Origin of the sequence: Micromonospora sp. NPDC007220 (assembly GCF_040634035.1) — a bacterium.
Classification (GTDB): domain Bacteria; phylum Actinomycetota; class Actinomycetes; order Mycobacteriales; family Micromonosporaceae; genus Micromonospora; species Micromonospora reichwaldensis.
On the sequence record NZ_JBEYEU010000017.1, the window covers coordinates 43,400 to 56,713 of the forward strand.

At 73.2% G+C, this 13,314-nt stretch carries 14 protein-coding genes and 1 tRNA gene; 9 read left to right on the top strand and 6 right to left on the bottom strand.

The annotated features are described in order from the left end of the window. Positions 1 to 215: 215 nt before the first annotated feature. Positions 216 to 761: a CGNR zinc finger domain-containing protein gene (locus tag ABZ573_RS24185; RefSeq protein ID WP_151455300.1), complete on the bottom strand. Its 546-nt coding sequence runs from the start codon at positions 759 to 761 to the stop codon at positions 216 to 218. A gap of 75 nt (positions 762 to 836) precedes the next feature. Here ABZ573_RS24185 and ABZ573_RS24190 point away from each other — a divergent pair, with 75 nt between their 5' ends. Then, positions 837 to 1,799, top strand: a complete 963-nt coding sequence (locus tag ABZ573_RS24190; RefSeq protein ID WP_151455301.1) for an EamA family transporter — start codon at positions 837 to 839, stop codon at positions 1,797 to 1,799. A 133-nt stretch (positions 1,800 to 1,932) separates the two neighbouring features. Continuing rightward, entirely contained in the window at positions 1,933 to 3,621 is a 1,689-nt protein-coding gene (locus ABZ573_RS24195; protein ID WP_327029808.1) for a S8 family serine peptidase, read from the top strand. A gap of 98 nt (positions 3,622 to 3,719) precedes the next feature. On the opposite strand, the gene ABZ573_RS24200 is transcribed toward ABZ573_RS24195, so the two are convergent. After that, positions 3,720 to 4,922 (bottom strand): hypothetical protein, encoded by a 1,203-nt coding sequence (locus tag ABZ573_RS24200; RefSeq protein ID WP_358121192.1) that lies wholly within the window; start codon positions 4,920 to 4,922, stop codon positions 3,720 to 3,722. 199 nt (positions 4,923 to 5,121) lie between these two features. Further along, positions 5,122 to 5,769, bottom strand: coding sequence for a helix-turn-helix domain-containing protein (locus ABZ573_RS24205; protein WP_358121195.1), 648 nt, complete (start codon positions 5,767 to 5,769; stop codon positions 5,122 to 5,124). Between the two features lie 63 nt (positions 5,770 to 5,832). On the opposite strand from ABZ573_RS24205, the gene cysS reads away from it, so the two are divergent. Together cysS and rlmB are read left to right on the top strand one after the other, a co-directional pair. Beyond that, complete coding sequence (cysS, locus tag ABZ573_RS24210; protein ID WP_358121198.1) at positions 5,833 to 7,248, top strand: cysteine--tRNA ligase; 1,416 nt, start codon at positions 5,833 to 5,835, stop codon at positions 7,246 to 7,248. Next, positions 7,248 to 8,381 carry a 23S rRNA (guanosine(2251)-2'-O)-methyltransferase RlmB gene (rlmB, locus tag ABZ573_RS24215; protein WP_151455305.1) on the top strand — a complete coding sequence of 378 codons (1,134 nt, stop codon included), beginning with the start codon at positions 7,248 to 7,250 and terminating at the stop codon, positions 8,379 to 8,381. The genes cysS and rlmB overlap by 1 nt, the downstream gene beginning before the upstream one ends. Before the next feature lie 126 nt (positions 8,382 to 8,507). Here the strand turns inward: rlmB and ugpC are convergent, their stop codons facing one another. Beyond that, positions 8,508 to 9,599, bottom strand: coding sequence for a sn-glycerol-3-phosphate ABC transporter ATP-binding protein UgpC (gene ugpC, locus ABZ573_RS24220; protein WP_151455306.1), 1,092 nt, complete (start codon positions 9,597 to 9,599; stop codon positions 8,508 to 8,510). Positions 9,600 to 9,930: 331 nt separating this feature from the next. Here ugpC and ABZ573_RS24225 point away from each other — a divergent pair. Then, positions 9,931 to 10,007: transfer RNA gene (locus ABZ573_RS24225), tRNA-Thr, on the top strand. Positions 10,008 to 10,098: 91 nt separating this feature from the next. Here the strand turns inward: ABZ573_RS24225 and ABZ573_RS24230 are convergent. Beyond that, positions 10,099 to 10,326, bottom strand: coding sequence for a hypothetical protein (locus ABZ573_RS24230; protein ID WP_151455307.1), 228 nt, complete (start codon positions 10,324 to 10,326; stop codon positions 10,099 to 10,101). A 90-nt stretch (positions 10,327 to 10,416) separates the two neighbouring features. On the opposite strand from ABZ573_RS24230, the gene ABZ573_RS24235 reads away from it, so the two are divergent. Genes ABZ573_RS24235 through ABZ573_RS24250 form a run of 4 tightly spaced genes read left to right on the top strand, consistent with a single transcriptional unit; the run spans position 10,417 to position 12,753 of the window. Continuing rightward, the gene (locus ABZ573_RS24235) at positions 10,417 to 11,136 is read left to right on the top strand and encodes a TetR/AcrR family transcriptional regulator C-terminal domain-containing protein (protein WP_225852270.1); all 720 of its coding nucleotides are present in this window, start codon (positions 10,417 to 10,419) and stop codon (positions 11,134 to 11,136) included. 36 nt (positions 11,137 to 11,172) lie between these two features. Beyond that, positions 11,173 to 11,619: an AraC family transcriptional regulator gene (locus tag ABZ573_RS24240; RefSeq protein ID WP_327029806.1), complete on the top strand. Its 447-nt coding sequence runs from the start codon at positions 11,173 to 11,175 to the stop codon at positions 11,617 to 11,619. Positions 11,620 to 11,629: 10 nt separating this feature from the next. Then, positions 11,630 to 12,049: a VOC family protein gene (locus ABZ573_RS24245; protein WP_151455308.1), complete on the top strand. Its 420-nt coding sequence runs from the start codon at positions 11,630 to 11,632 to the stop codon at positions 12,047 to 12,049. A gap of 17 nt (positions 12,050 to 12,066) precedes the next feature. After that, positions 12,067 to 12,753, top strand: a complete 687-nt coding sequence (locus ABZ573_RS24250; RefSeq protein ID WP_358121204.1) for a histidine phosphatase family protein — start codon at positions 12,067 to 12,069, stop codon at positions 12,751 to 12,753. Positions 12,754 to 12,778: 25 nt separating this feature from the next. Here the strand turns inward: ABZ573_RS24250 and ABZ573_RS24255 are convergent, their stop codons facing one another. After that, positions 12,779 to 13,309, bottom strand: a complete 531-nt coding sequence (locus ABZ573_RS24255; protein WP_358121207.1) for a hypothetical protein — start codon at positions 13,307 to 13,309, stop codon at positions 12,779 to 12,781. Positions 13,310 to 13,314 lie beyond the last annotated feature (5 nt).

The window sequence follows — 13,314 nt, forward strand, 5'->3', positions numbered from 1 at the left end:
ATCGTCTACGACATCACGGCCCTCGCGTCGCCGACGTGTGGTGCCGTCCGGTGTGCTCTCGCCCTCGGCGCCTGTTGTCGATCCAGCGTGAGTCGTCTGCGACATCAGTTCCACAGGTCGGGGCAGCCGGTCCCGGGCCGTGCCGTAGCCGCCCTCCCACTTGAGCGCGGCGGCGACCATGTCGTCGATGTCGCTGACGAGTCCCCGCTTTCGGTTCAGCGCCCGTCCGCGGCCTTGCGGGCGCGGTAGGCGGTGACGGCGGCGCGGTTGCCGCAGCCCGCGTCGCAGAACCGTCGGGACCGGTTCTTGGACAGGTCGACCAGCACGTTCTCGCAGTCCGGGTGGTCGCAGATCCGCAGCCGGCGCAGCTCGCCGGTGCGTACGAGATCCGCCAGCGCCATCGCCGCCTCGACGGCCATCCGGGTCGCCAGCGGCGCGTCCCGCGGCACGGCGTGGATGTGGTACGGCTCGTCGTCGTGCGTGATGAGCTGGGGCAGCGCGTCGTTTTCGCGCAGCAGCCCGTTGACGATGGCGACGATCCCCTCGGTGTCGGCGTACCAGAGGCGGCGCAGCCGGGGTCGGAGGTCGCGTACCGCCCGCAGTTCGTCCTCGCTGTGCTCGTGCCGCCCGCTGTAGGTGTGGGCGACGAAGAACGCGTCCAGGGCGGCGACGTCGGGCAGGCCCTCACCGGCGCGGCCGTCGGTGTTGACCAGCGCGGCCACGGCAGTCAGGGAACATTCCGTGTCATGGGTGAAGAGCAACTTGACTCCTGTCGTGGCGCCCGCCTAGCGTCATGAGCATAGTGGCAGTTTACCAATGACAGTGGGAGTGGATCGATGCGTCAACCACCCGCCGCCGGGCTCGGTCTCGGCCTCGCCCTGCTCTCCGCAGTCACCTTCGCCACGTCCGGCACGTTCGCCCGGTCCCTCATCGACGCCGGCTGGTCGGCCGAAGCCGCCGTGGCCGCCCGGGTCGGCGTCGCCGCGTTGGTCGTGGCGGTCCCGGCCGTGCTGTCCCTGCGCGGCAGGTGGGGTGTGCTGCGCCGCAACCTCGCCGCGATCGGCGTGTTCGGGCTGCTCGGGGTCGCCACGGCCCAGGTCTGCTTCTTCAACGCGGTCCGCTACCTGCCGGTCGGCGTCGCGCTGCTGCTGGAGTACCTCGGGATCGTCCTGGTGGTGGGCTGGATGTGGCTGGTCCACCGGCAGCGTCCCCGCCGGCTGACCGTCGTCGGCTCGGTGGCGGCCCTCGCCGGCCTGTTCTTCGTCCTGGACCTGACCGGCGCCGGCGGGCTCGACCCGGTGGGCGTGCTCTGGGGGCTCGGGGCGGCGGTCGGCCTCGCCGGCTACTTCGTGCTCGCGGGGCGGGTCGACGAGGAGTTGCCCTCGGTGGCCATGGCCAGCGGCGGCATGGCCGTCGGAGCCGCCATCCTGCTGCTGCTCGGCGCGGTCGGCGCGCTGCCGCTGCGGGTGTCCCTCGGCGAGGTCACCTTCGCCGGGCAGCGCACCAGTTGGCTGGTGCCGGTGATCGGGCTGTCGCTGGTCGCCGCCGTGGTCGCGTACCTCGCCGGGATCGCCGGCACCCGGATCCTCGGCGCCCGGCTGTCGTCGTTCGTCGGGCTGACCGAGGTGATGTTCGCCGTGCTGATCGCCTGGCTGGTGCTGGGCGAACTGCCCACCGTGGTGCAACTGCTCGGCGGCGCTCTGATCGTCGCCGGTGTCGCCCTGGTGCGCGTCGACGAGCTGCGCGCTCCCCGTGCTGACGACCCGCGGCCGGAGGTCGCCGAGCCCGCCCTGCCGTGACTCGAACGGGCCGTCCGACGGCGCCCACCACGGATGAAAGACAGATTCACGCCACAGCCGACGTTGCTATGGCGGAAAGTGCCGCGGTGTTGTCTGATGGCTGCCACGTCCCTCAACGAGAGGATCCGATGTGGTGAGCAAGCGCTTCACCGCCGGTGCCGTCGCGTCCGCGACGGCGCTGGCACTTGCGGTGACAGGCATGAGCGTGCCGGCCAGCGCCGAGCCGAGCAGTGCCCGTACCTTCACCGTCGTCGCCGAGGACGGCGTCTCGGCGGACGCCGCGATCGCCGCCATCCGGTCGGCCGGCGGCACGGTGGTCTCCCGCTCCGACGACGTCGGCATGTTCCGGGTGACCAGCGACCGGGCCGACTTCGCGACGAAGGCCACCGCCGCGACCGCGCTGATCGGCGCCACCGAGCAGAGGGCCATCGGCCGCAAGCCCAAGCTGGACCGGGTCGAGCAGGAGCACCTGCTGGCCGCCGCTGCGGCCAAGGGCGCGGGCGCCAAGCGTGGCAAGAAGATGGATCCGCTGGACGACAAGCTCTGGGGCCTGGAGATGATCCGGGCGGACCAGGCCCGCAAGGTCGAGCCGGGCGACCGCCGGGTCACCGTCGGCGTGCTGGACACCGGCGTCGACGCCAGCAACCCCGACATCGCGCCGAACTTCAACTGGGCGCTGTCCCGCAACTTCGCCCCGGACATGGTGGATGTCGACGGCCCGTGCGAGGTGGCGAGCTGCCTCGACCCGGTCGGCACCGACGACGGCGGGCACGGCACCCACGTGGCCGGCACGATCGGCGCCGCCGCAAACGGCTTCGGCCTCTCCGGCGTCGCCCCGAACATCTCCCTGGTCGAGCTCAAGGGCGGCCAGGACTCCGGCTACTTCTTCCTGGAGCCGGTGGTCAACAGCCTGCTGCACGCCGGCAAGGTCGGCCTGGACGTGGTCAACATGTCCTTCTACGTCGACCCCTGGCTCTACAACTGCACCGCCAACCCGGCCGACTCCCCCGAGGACCAGGCCGAGCAGCGGGCCACCATCAAGGCCATGAAGCGGGCGCTGAACTTCGCCCACGACCGGGGCGTCACGCTGGTCGGCGCGCTGGGCAACAACCACGAGGACCTGGGCGCCCCGCGCACCGACGTGTCGAGCCCGGACTACGGCGACACCGCGCCCTACCCGCGCGAGATCGACAACGACAGCTGCTGGGACCTGCCCACCGAGGGCCCCAACGTGATCAGCGTGTCGGCGGTCGGGCCGTCGGGCAAGAAGTCGGACTTCTCGAACTACGGCACCGAGCAGACCGCCGTGGCGGCACCCGGCGGCTGGTTCCGTGACGGCTTCGGCACGGACACCTTCCGCACCGACGCCAACATGATCCTCTCGACGTACCCGAAGAAGGTGCTCCAGGAGGAGGGCTCGGTCGACGCGAACGGCAACATCGTCGCCGGGTTCGAGGAGACGGTCTTCAAGCAGTGCAAGGCCAACGGTGAGTGCGGGTACTACACCTACCTGCAGGGCACCTCCATGGCGGCCCCGCACGCCTCCGGCGTCGCCGCGCTGATCGTCAGCAAGCACGGCAAGAAGGAGCGGCACGGCGGCTTCGGCATGGCGCCGAAGCTGGTGGAGCAGCACCTCTACCGGACGGCGGCCGAGCACGCCTGCCCGGAGCCGCGCCTGCAGTCGTACGCCAACGAGGGCCGGGACGCCGAGTTCGACGCCTACTGCGCCGGAGGGCTGAACTTCAACGGCTTCTACGGTTACGGCATCGTCGACGCGTACGCGGCGGTGAAGACCCCGCTCAAGCCCAACGCCCGCCCGTAGGGCAGGACGGCAGGGGCCCGGCCGACTCGTTCGGCCGGGCCCCTCGCATGTCCGGCGGTGGGCGGCCGACCCGCCGGAGGGTGGCGGGAGCGCCCCGGTCACTGGCGCCAGCCCCGGGCCCCGAGCGCGGCGCGAACCTCGCGCAGGACACCGGGGAAGTCCTGACGCAGTCGCCTGCCGGTCACGGGCAGCACGAGCCAGCCGGCACCGACCAGTGTGGCGATCCGGTCGAGGTGCCCGCCGCCGGCCTCGGCGTGCTGCCCGTCCTGGGCGACGGCGACGCGGTACGCCGGCCACGCCAGGTCGGCGTGCAGCACCAGCCCGGAGGCGACCCGGACGGGGTGCCGGGCGGCGGGGCGCGGCAGCCCGGCCAGCACCAGCCGCACCCGCAACTCGGACTCGGCCGGCGACCGGGCGCCCGGATCCGCCAACCCGAACACCCAGCGCGCCCGGCGGCCGCCGGGCCGGTCGGCGTTGCGGTCGGCGACGTCGGCGAGGGCCTCGCGGCTGGTCGACCCCTGCCGGAGCAGCGAGTCGACGATGCCGACCGCACGGAGCGGTTCCAACCAGACCGCCGTCTCCCACGCCGCCGAGGTCGGATCCGTGGCGACCGGCACGCCGGCGGTCCGCAGGTCCGCCACCCGCAGGCCGCCCGGGGGCGGGCGGACCGCGGTGCGCCGGCCGCCCGAGGGCTGACGGACCGCCGGGCCGCCTTCAGGCTGACGGATCGCCGTGCTCGGGCGGCCGTCGGGCGGGCGGGCTGCCGTGCTCAGGCTTCCAGCGGCCGGGCGGACCGGGACGTCCCGGTGGACGGCGGGCTGGCGGACCGCGACGCCCAGGCCGTCCGAGGGCCGGCCGAACGCCGTGCCCAGGCTTCCAGCGGGCTGGCCGACCGCCGGGCCCGGACCGCCGCCCGCCTTTCGGGACCGGGCGGATGCATACGACGGCGAGGTGGCCGGGCCCGTGGAGTGCACGCGCAGGCCCCGCTGCGGGCCGAGGCGCATCGTCCTGGGAACGAGGACGTGCACGTCGTCGGCGAAGGAGGCGGCGTGCTCGACGCCGTGCAGGTAGGCCGCCGAAGGGCCGGCGACGACCGCCTCGGGCGGCAGCCGCAGGGCGGCGGCCCGGCAGGCCAGGGCGTGGTCCCGGTCCAGCCGGGCGTCGGCGTAGACGTCGTGGCGCAGGCGCAGCCAGGCCGAGCTGCGCAGCTGGTGCTCGGTGACCAGTCCCTGTCGGATCGCGTCTGAGCCGCGGAAGACCTGCCAGGCCAGAACGCCGGGCCGGTGCGGTGGAGGTGGCATGTGGGCAGCGTGCCCGCCGTCCGGTCCCGCCCGACAGCCCTGTGGACAACCGGGGCCGCCCCGAGGAATGCCGACTGTGGACAACCGGCACGGCGGGGCGCGGATGTGGTAGGGCACCCGTCCGCGCCCGAGGGCGGGCGGTGGCTCGGAAAGGGCCGGGGGCTCCGAACAGGGCGGTGGCTCAGGGCAGAGTGACGGCTCAGGAGAGGGCGGTGGCGATGGCGGTGGCGGCGGTGAGGACCTGCGCGCCGACCACCTCGGCGTCCAGCGGGGCCAGCGCCACCACCCCGACGCTCGCCTCCAGGCCCGGCACGCCGAGCACCGGGGCGGCCACGCCGTACGCCCCGGATTGCAGTTCCCCGGCGGTGCTCACCGGGCCGGAGGCGCCCGCCCGGCCGGCGAGGATGGCCCGCCCGGCCGCCCCGCGCTCCAGCGGGTGCCGCGCCCCCGTCCGGTACGCGACGTGGAACGACGTCCAGCTCGGCTCGACCACGACGAGCGCGACCCCCTCGCCGCCCTCGACCACCGTCAGGTGGGCGGTCGCGCCGGCCTGCTCCGCGAGGCGGCGCAGCGCGGGCAGCGCCCCCTCGGCGAGCAGCGGCTGGGCCCGCCGGGCCAGGTGCAGCACCCCGGCGCCGAGGCGCAGGCGGCCCTCGCCGTCGCGGCGCAGCATGCCGTGCGCGGCGAGCGCGCCGACCAGCCGGTACACCGCCGCCCGGCCGACGCCCAACCGGTTCGCCGCCTCGGTGACGGTCAGCCCGCCCGGCGCGTCGGCGACCAGGTGCAGCAGTCGCAGCCCCCGGTCCAGGGTCTGCGCCGTCTCCCCGCCCCGCGCCGTCGTCTCCACGCCCAGCAGCGTACGACCCGGCTCCGGACAACTCAGGAATGCGGGGACGGCTACCCTTGTACGGTGACGCTACGCCTGTATGACACCGCCACCCGATCGGTGCGGGACTTCGTCCCGCGGGAAGCCGGCAAGGTGGGGGTCTACCTGTGTGGTCTCACCCTCCAGGCCCCGCCGCACATCGGTCACCTTCGCTCCGGCGTCAACTACGACGTGCTGCGCCGCTGGCTGCTCGCCGCCGGCTACGAGGTCACCTTCATCCGCAACGTGACCGACATCGACGACAAGATCCTGGTCAAGGCGATGGAGCGGGGCCAGCCCTTCTGGTCGATCGCGTACGCCAACGAGCTGATCCTGGCCGAGTCCTACCGGGCGCTCAACGTGCTGCCCCCGACGTACGAGCCGCGGGCCACCGGGCACATCCCGGAGATGCACGAGCTGATCGCCAAGCTCATCGCCGACGGGCACGCCTACCCGGCCACCGACGACTCCGGCGACGTCTACTTCGACGTCTGCTCCTGGCCGGCCTACGGATCCCTGTCGGGGCAGTCGCCGGACGCGATGCAGTCGGCCGGGGACGCGCCCGACCGGGGCAAGCGCGACCCGCGCGACTTCGCGCTCTGGAAGGGCGCCAAGCCCGACGAGCCGGCGGACGCCTACTGGCCGTCGCCGTGGGGGCGTGGCCGGCCGGGCTGGCACATCGAGTGCTCGGCGATGTGCCGGCGGTACCTCGGCGCCGAGTTCGACATCCACGGTGGCGGACTGGACCTCACCTTCCCCCACCACGAGAACGAGATCGCCCAGTCGCAGGCCGCCGGGCTGCCGTTCGCCCGCTACTGGGTGCACCACGGGCTGCTCAGCATCGGCGGCGCCAAGATGGGCAAGTCGCTCGGCAACGCCCTCGACCTGACGTACGTCGACTCGCTCGGGGTGCGCCCGGTGGAGCTGCGTTACTACTACGCCGCCGCGCACTACCGGTCCCGGATCGACTACTCGGAGGACGCGCTGCGCGAGGCCGCCGTCGCGTACCGCCGGATCGAGGGCTTCGTGCAGCGGGCCGTCGAGCGCGTCGGCGCCGGCCAGCTCGGCGAGCTGCCGGGCGCGTTCGCGGCGGCCATGGACGACGACCTGAACACCTCCGCCGCGTTCGCCGTCCTGCATGAGGTGGTTCGCGACGGCAACACCGCGCTGACCGGCGGCGACGATGTGACCGTCCGCACGACGCTGGCCTCCGCGCGCGCCATGCTGGATATCCTCGGGGTCGACCCCCTCGACCCGGCGTGGACCGGTGGCGGCCGCACGGACGACCTGCGCGGCGTGGTGGACTCGCTGGTCGCGCTGGCCCTGGAGCAGCGCGCACAGGCCCGCGGTCGCAAGGACTGGGCCGCCGCCGACGCCGTACGCGACCAGCTCAAGCAAGCCGGCGTGGTGGTCGAGGACACCCCCCAGGGCCCCCGTTGGACTATTGGAGAGCAGGACTGATGGCCGGCAACTCGCAGCGCCGTGGCCGGCGTCTGACGCCGAAGGCGGGAGCCCCGAAGGGCTCCGGTGGCAAGAACAAGGACTCCCTCGCCGGGCGGGGCAAGACCCTGCCCGCCGACGAGCGGCCCTGGCACAAGGCCTACTCGGGCACCGAGAAGCTGCCCCAGCGCACCGCCTGGAAGCAGGACAAGGAGCGCCGGGCGGCGGCCGAGGAGGGGCGCGCCCCCAAGATCGGCCAGCCGGGCAGCAAGGACACCACCTGGGGCAAGGGCGGTGGCCGGGGCGTGCCGACCGGCGGCGGGCGCGGTACGGGCGGCCGGGGCGCCAGGCCCACCGGTCGCGGTGGCCCCCGGGTCGCGCCGGGCCGCAAGTCCAACCCGTCCAAGGACACGCCGGAGCTGCTGGTCGGGCGCAACCCGGTGCTGGAGTCGCTGCGCGCCCAGGTGCCGGCGACCGCGCTCTACACCGCCCAGGGCATCGACGCCGACGACCGGATCAACGAGATCGTCCGGACGGCCGCCGACCGGGGCATCGCGATCCTGGAGGTCAGCCGGGCCGAGCTGGACCGGATGACCGGCGGCGTGCTGCACCAGGGCATCGGACTCCAGGTGCCGGCGTTCGCGTACGAGCCCTTCGAGGACCTCGTCGCGGCGGCGCTGGAGCAGACCGCCCCGCTGCTGGTGGCGCTGGACGGGGTGACCGACCCGCGCAACCTCGGCGCGGTGATCCGGTCCGCCGCCGCCTTCGGCGCGCAGGGTGTCTTCGTACCGGAGCGGCGGGCGGCCGGGATCACCGCGACCGCCTGGCGGACCAGCGCCGGTGCGGCGGCGCGGGTACCGGTCGCCCAGGTGACCAACCTGACCCGGTCGCTGAAGGCCTGTCAGGACGCCGGCTTCCTCGTGGTGGGCCTGGACGCCGACGGCGAGACCGACCTCTACGACCTGGAGGCCGCCGTCGGCCCGCTGGTCGTGGTGGTCGGCTCCGAGGGTCGGGGGCTCTCCCGGCTGGTCGGCGAGACCTGCGACCTGACGGTCAGCATCCCGATGGTCTCCGACGTCGAGTCGCTCAACGCCAGCGTCGCCGCGGCCGTCACCCTCGCCGAGGTGGCGCGCCGCCGGGCCGCCGAGGGCTGATCCACAGACACGAAGAAGGGGCGGTCCGCCGATGGCGGGCCGCCCCTTCGCCTGTCCGGGGGCCTTCAGCCGGAGACGACGATGGGGGCGCCCGCCGATCGGCGGGCACCCCCATCTCGTCGTACGTCAGATGCGGTGGCCGGTGCTCGCGTTGAAGACGTGGCTGCGGCCCTCGCGCGGCTTGACGAACACGGTGTCGCCCATGTTCGGCATGGTGCGCCGGTCGGTACGGACCACGAAGCGCTCGTTGCTGCCCTCGAGCGCGGCGTGGCCGTAGATGTTGGCGTCCGAGCCGAGGTCCTCGACCAGCTCGACGACGACGGGCATGCCGCCCTCGGTCGGGCTGACCAGGTCGCAGTCCTCGGGGCGGAAGCCGACGGTCACCTTGTTGTCGCCGCCGTCGGCGCGGGCGGCCTCGACCTGCTCACGGGTGAGCGGGATGTGGAGGTCGGCGAAGGCGGCGCCCCGCTCGTTCAGCGGCACGGTCTTGATGTTCATGGCGGGGGAGCCCATGAAGCCGGCGACGAAGACGTTGGCCGGGGTGTCGTAGAGCGCCCGCGGGGTGTCCACCTGCTGGAGCTCGCCGTCGAGCATGACCGCTACCCGGTGGCCCATGGTCATGGCCTCGACCTGGTCGTGGGTGACGTAGACGGTGGTGACGCCCAGCTTCGCCTGGAGCGACGCGATCTGGGTACGGGTCTGCACACGCAGCTTCGCGTCGAGGTTCGACAGCGGCTCGTCCATGAGGAAGACCTGCGGCTCGCGGACGATCGCCCGGCCCATGGCCACCCGCTGGCGCTGACCGCCGGAGAGGGCCTTCGGCTTGCGGCCCAGGTACTCCTCCAGCTGGAGCAGCGCCGCCGCCTCCTTGACCCGCCGGTCGATCTCGGCCTTCGAGGTCTTGCGCAGCTTGAGCGCGAACGCCATGTTCTCGTACACCGTCATGTGCGGGTAGAGGGCGTAGTTCTGGAAGACCATCGCGATGTCGCGGGCCTTCGGCGGCAGGTGGGTGACATCCCGGTCGTCGATGTGGATCGAGCCCTGGTCGACGTCCTCCAGGCCGGCGAGCATGCGCAGGCTGGTGGACTTACCGCAACCGGAGGGGCCGACCAGGACGAGGAACTCGCCGTCGCCGATCTCCAGGTCGAGCTGGTTGACGGCGGGACGCTCCGTGCCCGGGTAGATCCGGGACGCCTTGGAGTAGGTGACCGTAGCCATGGTGGGGTGCTTCCTTTCACCGGCAGGAACGTGCCGGACGATCCGAGTGAAGGAGCGGCCGGCACGGGACGCGCCGGCCCACGGGCAGCCTCTCGGTGATCGAGATGTCGTCCGTGTCACTGCACGGTAAACGGCTTTCCGCCACCTGCCAAGGCGGGGCGCACGGGATGGGACGGACCGCATAGACATTCCGGTCACTCGGGCACGGGCGGACATCAATCGACCGTCAATGTCGGTCCGCCGCAGGAGGGCGGAGACGTTTCCGGTGGTCGGGGGGCCTGCCGCGGCGGAAATCCGGACGTCAGTCGCTATGCTGGCGTCGGCACCACACGCCCCTGTAGCTCAGCTGGCCAGAGCACTCGCCTTGTAAGCGAGATGTCGCCGGTTCGATCCCGGCCGGGGGCTCCAAATTTCATCAGGCATCTCTTGCCGGGCACCGTCGCGAGCCGGCCGGTTGACCGTCGCCGTCGGCGTGCCGTCGGTCTGCGCGGATCTCGCATCAGGGCGTCGTGTCGAAGTGGACCTCCACGTCGTAGATCAGGCGGAGAGGCTTGCCGTTGGTGACGCCGACGAAGACCGGCTCGGCGGCTGGCGTGCGGCCGTGCCGCCAGACCTCGCTGCGGGCGGCGTCCCGGGACTCGTGGTGGTTCTTCCCTGCCCGGTGCAGGGCCAGGACCCGGCGGGCGGTCGTCGGGTCGGTGTCTAGATGGATCCGCATCAGGGGCATGCCCAGGCCTCCTCTGTGGCGCCGTCACCTAACGCGTGTCGAGCAACTTACCACCGTTAAGTCGCCCGAGCACCGTAATAGAGTGGTCGGGTGACCACCAACCGATCCGGCCGGACGCCGCGCGAGGAGCCGGCCGGCCGGCCCGATGCCGTCAGCTCGGTGTGGCTCCGTGCGGAGTCCGCCCGTCCGCGCCGTACGCCGCCGCTGAGCCGGCAACGCATCGTCGACGCCGCAGTGGCCCTGCTCGACGGGCACGGCATGGACGGCCTGACGATGCGTCGCCTCGCCCAGCAACTCGACGTCACGTCCACCGCGCTGTACTGGCACGTGAAGACGAAGGACGACGTGCTCGACCTGGCCGTCGACCAGATCTTCGGCGACGTCCGGCTCCCGCACGAGGTGGGCGACTGGCGGGACGACGTACGCGCGCTGGTCCGGGACTGGCGGACGGCCATCCTCCGGCACCCCTGGGCGGCGAGCCTGATCGGGCGACCCATGCTCGGCCCCAACGTGCTCGCGCGCACCGAGTTCCTCCAGTCGGCACTGGTGCGCGGCGGCTTCTCGGGCCGTCGACTGGCGGTGGCGACCCGCCTGCTCGCCAACTACGTCATCGGCGCCGCGCTCACCGAGGCGACCTGGCGGCGGACCGCTGATCCGCACGCGCGCGGCGAGGCCCGGCGGCACATCACGGCGAATCCCGCCGCCTATCCGACCCTCATCGACTCCGGTCACCTCGACGACGCCCGATGGAGCGACGACGAGCTGTTCGACCAGGGCCTCGACGCGATCCTGGCGACCGCACCGAGGTAGCGGGGTCCGGCGTGACGGCACCCTATGCTGGGCGGTGTGAGCAGGGCGACGGAGGAGTCGAACCGGGCCATGCTGCGCGCCCGGGACGCGATGGACCGCGCGTACGACCAGCCGCTCGACATCCCCGCCCTGGCCCGGATCGCGTACGTCTCCGAGGCGCACTTCATCCGCACCTTCCGGGCGACCTTCGGCGAGACCCCGCACCGCTACCTCCAGCGGCGCCGGGTGGAGCGGGCGATGTACCTGCTGCTGCACACCGGCCGGGACGTCACCGACGTCTGCTACGCGGTCGGCTTCGCCAGCCTGGGCACGTTCAGCCGCACGTTCCGACAGATCGTCGGGGAGTCGCCGTCGGAGTACCGCCGGCGCAAGGCACCGACCGCCGCCGTGCCGGTGTGCTTCACGAAGGCCTGGACCCGGCCCAGCAGCTTCGGACAGCAGAGGTCAGTTTTGGATAAGCAGCAGGTCAGGGGAGCCCCGTAGCGTTCCGGGCATGACGATGAACGCGATCAGCCGCTCCCAGATCTACGTGCTCGACCAGGACGAGGCCCTCGACTTCTATGTGGGCAAGCTCGGCCTGGAGGTCAACACCGACCAGGACCTCGGCTTCATGCGCTGGTTGACGGTGAACCTGCCCGGCGACCCGGAGCGCGAGATCCTGCTGGAGAAGCCGGGCCCGCCGGCGCTGGACCCGGCCACCGCCGAGCAGGTCCGTGAGCTGCTCACCAAGGGGGCGCTGGGCGGGTACCTCTTCATGACCACCGACGACGCGCAGAAGACGTACGAGGACCTCGTCGCCAAGGGCGTCGAGATCACCGACGAGCCGATGGAGCGCCCGTACGGGATCGACTTCGGCATCCGCGACCCGTTCGGCAACAAGATCCGCATCGGCCAGATGTTCCCCAGGGGCTGACCTGGCGGCAGGGAGCCATGATCGGGAGGCGTGCCGCCGGTGGCACGCCTCCGATCGCGTACCAGGGGGACGACGTGGGGACCCGCCTGCTCTACCTGGCCCGGCACGGCGAGCAGGGCCGTCCGCCGGGCACCCCGCCGGGCCTCGACCCGCCGGAGACCGGCCTGTCCGACCGGGGCCGCCGGCAGGCGACCCTGCTCGGCGAGCGGCTGCGCGGCGTGCCCGTCGACGCCGTCCACCACGGCCCGCTGCGGCGCGCCGTCGAGACCGCCGAGCTGGTCGCGGCGTCGCTGCCCGGGATCGGCGTGTACGCCGCCGAGGAGGTCGGCGACCACCTGCCGCACGACACCGATCCGACCGGCCTGCCGCCCGCGTACGCCCGGCTGCTGGCGGGTTTCTCCCCGGCGGAGCGGGCCGACGGGCCGCGACTGACGGCGGCGGCCGTGCGGCGGTTCGCCACCGCCCCGGACGACGGCGAGCGGCGGGATCTGGTCGTCACGCACACGTTCCTGATCGCCTGGTTCGTCCGGCACGCGCTCGACGCGCCGGAGCGGCGCTGGTTGGGGTTCAACGCGCACCACTGCGGGCTGACGGTGATCCGCTACGGCCCGGGCGGTCCGCCGACGCTGCTCGCGGTCAACGACACCGCCCATCTGCCGCCGGAGCTGCGCGCCACCGGCCTGCCGGAGGACTACCGGTTCTGACCCCGACCGACGGGCCTGTGCTCGCTCAGCCCGTGGCCCCGAGCAGGAGTTCCACGACCGCACGGGTCGCGGCCGGCGCGGCACCGTCGGCCGGGCAGTCCACGTAGCCGGTCTCCACCTCCCCGATCGTCAGCCGGTAGCTGAAGGCGTCCTGGCAGGCGGTGGGCGCCGACGGGCGGCCCGCCTCGGCGGCGAGGGCCGGGTCGACGACGAGCCGGCGCAGCCGGTCGAGATCCGCGCTGGAGAGCCGGCCGGTGCGTGGGGATCCGGCGCGGTCGACGACCGTCCAGCGGCCGTCGTGCTCCACCGTCACGGTGTCGCCGCGTCCGGCGAACCCGCCCGACCGGGTCAGCATGATCCGGGCCGCCGTGGCCGCCGGCCCGGGGGAGCGCGGCGCGGTCGTCGGCTGCGGGGACGGCGCGGCGGTCGTCGGTGTGGCCGGCGTCCGCGCCGGACCGGGCGGGACGGCCGGGTCCGCGGGTCCGGTCGGCGCGCAGCCGGCCAGGAGGGTCGCCGCGAGCGCGATCCCGGCGCCGGCCATCGAAGCTGATCTCATGTTCG